This is a genomic window from Butyrivibrio sp. INlla18 (genome assembly GCF_900103635.1).
Lineage (GTDB): Bacteria > Bacillota > Clostridia > Lachnospirales > Lachnospiraceae > Butyrivibrio.
Map to the genome: position 1 here is coordinate 115,276 of NZ_FMXK01000013.1, position 6,143 is coordinate 121,418.

The following is a 6,143-nucleotide window of genomic DNA, read 5'->3' on the forward strand; positions in this document are numbered from 1 at the left end:
GCTTTTTAGAGTCTTACAGACACTCCTTTTTCTTTCAAATATTCTTTTACCTGATTGATTTCAAGTTCCTTGTAGTGGAAAAGAGATGCTGCCAAAACCGCATCAGCCTTACCATCTGCAAGGGCGTCATAGAAGTGAGAAAGCTCTCCTGCTCCGCCTGATGCGATAACAGGTACGTCAACAGCTTCTGCAACCTTCCTTGTAAGTTCAATATCATAGCCATTCTTGGTGCCATCGCAGTCCATGCTGGTAAGAAGGATCTCACCTGCTCCAAGGTCTGTGACTTTTTTGGCCCATTCTATGGCATCTATTCCTGTATCGATCCTTCCGCCATGCTTAAAGATATTCCAGCCTGTGCCGTCTTCTCTTTTCTTGGCATCGATAGCAACTACTACGCACTGACTTCCGAACTTGTCAGCAGCTTCTCTAACAAGTTCTGGTCTATCAATGGCAGCTGAGTTGATTGCTACCTTATCTGCGCCTTCTCTTAGGATTGCCTTGACGTCGTCGCAGCTTCTGATTCCGCCTCCAACAGTAAATGGAATGAAGACTTTTTTGGCAACTTCTCTTACCATCTCTGTTACGGTTGCTCTGCGCTCATTGGAGGCTGTGATATCAAGGAAAACTAGCTCATCAGCTCCGGCCTTTGAATATGCCTCGCCTACAGAAACTGGATCTCCAGCGTCCTTAAGATCTACGAAATTTATTCCTTTTACAACCCTGCCGTTATTAACATCAAGGCAAGGGATAATTCTTTTTGTCAGCATAGATTCACCTCTTTATACCTGCATAAAGTTAGTAAGTATCTGCATTCCAACGTCTGCGCTCTTCTCAGGATGGAACTGGCAAGCAAAGACGTTTCCAGATTCAACGGATGCATCTATTCTTACTGAATAGTCACTAGTTGCTGTTACGATACTCTTATCTGCAGCATCGAGATAATATGAGTGAACGAAGTACACAAATGCATCTGAGCCAAGGCCCTTAAAGAGTCTTCCTTCTCTAGGGAAATTTAAGTTATTCCAGCCAATCTGTGGAACCTTATAGTAATTACCCTTGTCATCTGTGTTTGGGAATTTAACTATTTTACCACGCAAAATGCCCAGGCCCTCTGCATCCTTTGATTCATCGCTTGAATCAAACAGAAGCTGAAGTCCCAGGCATATTCCTAGAAATGGTGTCTGCTTGTTTGTAACTTCTTTAATTACATCAGCAAGACCATATTCATTTAATTTACGCATCGCATCGCCAAAAGCACCAACTCCGGGAAGAACTACTCTATCTGCCCTTAAGATCTCTTTGGCGTCTCTTGTAACTACTGTGTCTGCTCCAAGGTACTTGAATGCTTTCTCAACACTTTTGATATTGCCAGCATCATAATCGATAATTGCAACCATTCGGCACCAAAACTCCTCTCATACCATTTCGATGCCTTATTGCAAGTTTATCATTCAAGTGTACCTACAATTTCCATGAGCCTGATAGTATATTCTCTTTCTTTCTTGATAGAGTTTATCTCCTCTATATCTGCGGCAGAAAGACCATAGCTGTCTGAAAGCACCGATTCTATACTATCGTACACGCTCTGGACTTGAATTTCAACACCATAGTTTTGTGCTTCTTCTATCATATCTTCCTTGTTGCGCATTGCCATCAGCAGCATATCAAGTGCTTCTTCTTTCATGTTCATGGCCATGTAGTTCTGATATCCTGACAGATAGCGCTCTGACCAAGCCAAAACTCTGGATTGCTCATACATAACATTCTGCTCTGATGTGAGTTCTTTTCCATAGAACATCTTGTAAGCTGTTGTATATTCTCTGCGTGAATATGCATTCTCAGCTCTTGTATATGCGATCCTCTCTGGTAAAACAAAAGCAGGAATACAGAACAAAATTCCAAGGCTAGCCGCAAAGATGAAGCAGATTGAGATCTTCTTTGGAGAGATTGCCTTTTCTGGAACACTTGGCTCTGGTTCTTTCTTTGGCTTTTTCTCTTTCTTTGGCTTAGGAGGTTTCTTCTCCTTTGGCTTCTTCTCCTTTGGTGGCTTTTCCTTCTTTGGTTTTTTCTCTTTCTTTTCTTTCTTTTTCTTGGCTGGCTTGCCATCTTCGCCGCCAAGTTCATTTAATACCTGCTGGTTCTCATCAGTAAGACCTGCAAGTCCTTCTGTACCAACATCTTCATCTTCCTGAGTAAGAGCCTTTAACAGTCTGGCAAAAAAGCCTTCCTTCTTGCGTTTCTTTGGTTTAGAGTCCTCTTCGTCATCAGGTTCTTCATCAAGTGATCTATCTTCAAGAGCTGCAAGGTCATCTAAAGATGGCTCCATAGCTCCTTCTAGGTCTTCTACTTCTGTAAGGGCTTCTAATATGTCTTCCTTTGGGATCTCAGAATCCTCAGGTCTACCAGCTTCTTCATCAAGATGAGCTGTATTCTCAATATCCTCTACTTCATCATTGGCAAGGCTATTCATAAGAGCATCAAGATCAGGGATTGAAATATCGCTCTCTGATTCTCCGCCTTCACCTTCTCTACTTTCAGTACTATCTTCTATATCAGCAACTTCGCCATCTGTTGAGCTAGAATCTGCAGCTTCGCCACCAAGGAGGTCATCAAGACTAGCTTCCAAGTCCCCAAGGTCAAGTTCATCTTCACCAGATGCCTCTGTTTTAGCAGGCTCCTGTGCTGGCTCAGCTTCTTCTACAGTTTCTTCAAGAGCAATACTATCTGGTTCTGAAGGCTCCCCTGCCGCTTCCTCAGTAGCTTCATCTCCTCCAATGAGAGATTCCATATCAGAAAGAAGATCGTCAAATTCAGAATCACCTGCAGTATCAGGTGCAACCTCTTCTGAAATTGCATCTTCTAAAGCTCCGTCTGATGCGCCTTCTTCTACAATCGAACTATCAATATCTGCCTCTAGATCATCAAGTGAAAGATCATCGATATTTCCAAGGTCTATCTCTTCAGGAGCGACTTTTTCTCTTTCTTCATCGCTTCCTTCCATAAGTACTGGTTCTTCGTTTGTGGGCCCCTCTCCCTGTTCTTCCTTAACTTCTTCGTCCTGGATGTTATCAAGGAGATTGCTTAAGCTATCTTCTGTATTTTCTTCTGGAACTACCAGACTACTTGCGTCTTCTTCATCTAAAAGGTCAGTCAGGATCTCTTCAGGAGTCTGATCTGCGTCCGAATCAGTCTCTTTTCCCAGCTGCGAACTATCATCTTCCGGAATAGCTTCCTCCGGAGCCATCTCTAAAAAAGAGTCATTCTCCTGAGATTCATCTATGATAGGAATGTCTGGTTCAACTACAGGAGCAGGCTCTGGAGCCTCTTTAACTGGCTCAGGTTCCTGGTCAAACTTGCCGCTTTGAATCTCAGCATCCATCCTCTCTGCATCAGCTATAGCTTCATCAAGGGCGATTTCCTCTGGATCTCTTACATCGTTACTAGATGGAACATTACCAACAGTGAACTTTGGAATACCAGGGTCAGTCTTTTTCTCGATATCTTCTAAAAGATCTGCCATGCTGTCATCTAAAAGCTCGTCATTATCTAATTTATTAAGGATACTTCCAATCTCTGCTAAGTCCTCATTTGAACCGTTTGAATTATTTACAAGCGCACCAATATCCCCTGCACCGCCATTTTCTGGCAATGTAGAGGAGGATGATCTTCCTTTGCCTGACATCCTACTGAGAGCAGACTGCGGATTATCATTATTTGACTGCGCTGAACTTAACAGGCTGTCGAGATATTCCTCGTTGTTAGAATTCATAACCCCTTACACTCCTGCAAAATATAGTCGACTGAATTCATCGGGATAGAATCTGTCTTAGCTTCTATTTCAGGCGTATGATGGTATAGTTTTTCATGCACTCTTACAAGATGAGCCTTATTGTTCACAAATGCTATCTTCTCAAAAGGCCATCTAACTACAGTAGGATAATCAAGTCCTACTCCAAGTTCCAATATAAGTAGCTTAGAATTAAGAGTATGTGTCAAAAATTTCTTGTACACATCCCAATTTTCCATATATGCCGTCTCATTATAGGCTATGTTGCTATACTCTTTTCGTTTCTGATTCAGATACAATTCCTTACCATCCTGAAATGGCTTTACAAAGGTCTTAGTATCATCAATTATTCCGCCTATACTAATGATATCATGTATATCGGCAACAAGTTGCATAAATTCAATAGATTTTTCTGAAAATATTAGCGGATCATTAAGATCTGGTGTCTGTAAGTACATCAGATTACCGCATGGATACACGCTTTTTGCTGGGTCAAAGCCGTATAAAAGCGCATCCTGAAAGACTGTGTCGCAAACAAGAAAATATTTTTTGTCTCCAACTAATTTTCTAAGAAGTCTATAAGCTTCTTCAATTCTGGAATCAGAATTGTAATATGCATATTCAAATTCAACTATTGGTAAGAGCCACTTATACTCTTCATCACTACACAAGTTTATGAGCTGCTCATACCTTGGGTCACTTTTGATTCCTCTTCTGACCCAATTCCATTCGTCACCAATTCCTATAACGATCTGGTCTGATGACTCCACCATTTCTACTAAAGATTTACTCATTAAAACACCTACCAATTATGCCAATATTAAAATACTCCCTTTGTCTTAACAGTCATTGAAAGCTAGTTTCCATAACTGAGGCAAAGGGAGTTAAAGTCAGTTAATATCAGCTCGCATCCGAAGCATTAACAAGCTCATCTATTACGCTTACAAGATTTCCAATTTCTGGTTTAGACAACTGTCTGTCTGCTCCTAAGGATTCACCCTTTCTTCTCATTTCTTCATTAACCAGTGATGAGAAGATGATAAGTGGAATATCCTTGGTAGCATCGTCGCTCTTTACGAGCTTTGTAAGTCTATGACCATCCATGATAGGCATCTCAATATCAGTGATGATACACTTGATGTTATTGAGTTCGCCTCTATCTTTACAAGCCTTGATGTAATCGTACGCAAGCTTACCATTTTCAAAGTGTCTTACGTTATTATAACCGGCTTTATTCAAAGAATCTACAATAAGCTTATTAAGAAGCTGTGAATCTTCTGCAAGAACAATAGGAACTTCATTTCTAGGACGAGCTCCGATATCTGCAAGAGCATCCATATTAAGACCAGTATTAGGATTGATATCTGATACGATCTTCTCAAAGTCGAGAATGATGATCAGCTGATTTTCAAACTTGATGATACCAGTTGAGATACTCTCCTCAGCCTTTGAAATTGTAGCATTAGGTTTAATAATATCAGCCCATGATACTCTGTGAATACCAACTACAGAATCTACATGGAATGCAATATCTAACTTATTAAAGTTTGTGATAATGAAGAGTCCACCTGGCTTAGAAGCACCTCTCTGTAAGCAGTTTCTAAGGTCAATAGCGGTGATCATTGTATCACGAGGCATAAATATGCCTTCAATACTTGGATGAGCATTAGGAACAGGAGTAACCTCCTGATACACAATAATTTCTTTGATCTTGGCTACGTTGATACCATAGCAGTGATCATCAATCTTAAATTCAAGGACTTCTAATTCATTCGTTCCATTTTCAAGCAGAATCTTTGATTCCATTCTCTCACCTCACGTAATAAGAAAATTATTTAACGATATCCTATTAGCATAACTACCGTAAAACCGATTAAGAATAATTATTGAATATCTTTATTTAGTATAGCATAATTTTCTGAAAATAAATATACAAAAACAAAAAAGACGGGCATTTGACCGTCTTTTAAGAATTCATTAATAAGTTTTTTATATTTCAAATTATTTATTCAAATTTGTATCTTCAAAACCGAACACTGATATCTAAATCCATATCTTCTATACTAATCGGAAGTTCTGCTCTCGACTATTTCATAGTCTCGCCAGAACAACACTCGAACTAGATTCGGTAAAACCTCATCAAGTTCTCCTAGTTTGGATAAGCCCTCGACCTATTAGTACACATCAGCTGAACACGTTACCGTGCTTACACCTTGTGCCTATCTAACCTCGTACTCTCCAAGGGGTCTTACTGCCGAAGCAGGGATATCTCATCTTGAGGGGGGCTTCACGCTTAGATGCCTTCAGCGTTTATCCCTTCCGGACGTGGCTACCCAGCCTTATGCATCTGGCGATG

At 40.5% G+C, this 6,143-nt stretch carries 5 protein-coding genes and 1 rRNA gene; all 6 read right to left on the bottom strand.

Features of this window, described 5'->3' with window-relative positions; translation table 11 throughout:
• Nucleotides 1-5: 5 nt before the first annotated feature.
• Entirely contained in the window at nucleotides 6-767 is a 762-nt protein-coding gene (hisF, locus tag BLS24_RS10710; RefSeq protein ID WP_091758900.1) for an imidazole glycerol phosphate synthase subunit HisF, read from the bottom strand.
• Between the two features lie 12 nt (nucleotides 768-779).
• A complete protein-coding gene (gene hisH, locus BLS24_RS10715; protein ID WP_091758902.1) occupies nucleotides 780-1,397 on the bottom strand; it encodes an imidazole glycerol phosphate synthase subunit HisH in 618 nt (205 codons plus the stop codon).
• 50 nt (nucleotides 1,398-1,447) lie between these two features.
• The gene (locus BLS24_RS15150) at nucleotides 1,448-3,769 is read right to left on the bottom strand and encodes a midas domain-containing protein (RefSeq protein ID WP_143015168.1); all 2,322 of its coding nucleotides are present in this window, start codon (nucleotides 3,767-3,769) and stop codon (nucleotides 1,448-1,450) included.
• Nucleotides 3,766-4,581 (bottom strand): hypothetical protein, encoded by an 816-nt coding sequence (locus tag BLS24_RS10725; protein ID WP_091758904.1) that lies wholly within the window; start codon nucleotides 4,579-4,581, stop codon nucleotides 3,766-3,768. The genes BLS24_RS15150 and BLS24_RS10725 overlap by 4 nt, the downstream gene beginning before the upstream one ends.
• A 106-nt stretch (nucleotides 4,582-4,687) precedes the next feature.
• Complete coding sequence (locus tag BLS24_RS10730; protein ID WP_091758906.1) at nucleotides 4,688-5,593, bottom strand: chemotaxis protein; 906 nt, start codon at nucleotides 5,591-5,593, stop codon at nucleotides 4,688-4,690.
• A 348-nt stretch (nucleotides 5,594-5,941) separates the two neighbouring features.
• Nucleotides 5,942-6,143: ribosomal RNA gene (locus BLS24_RS10735) — 23S ribosomal RNA — on the bottom strand; the annotation flags it as partial.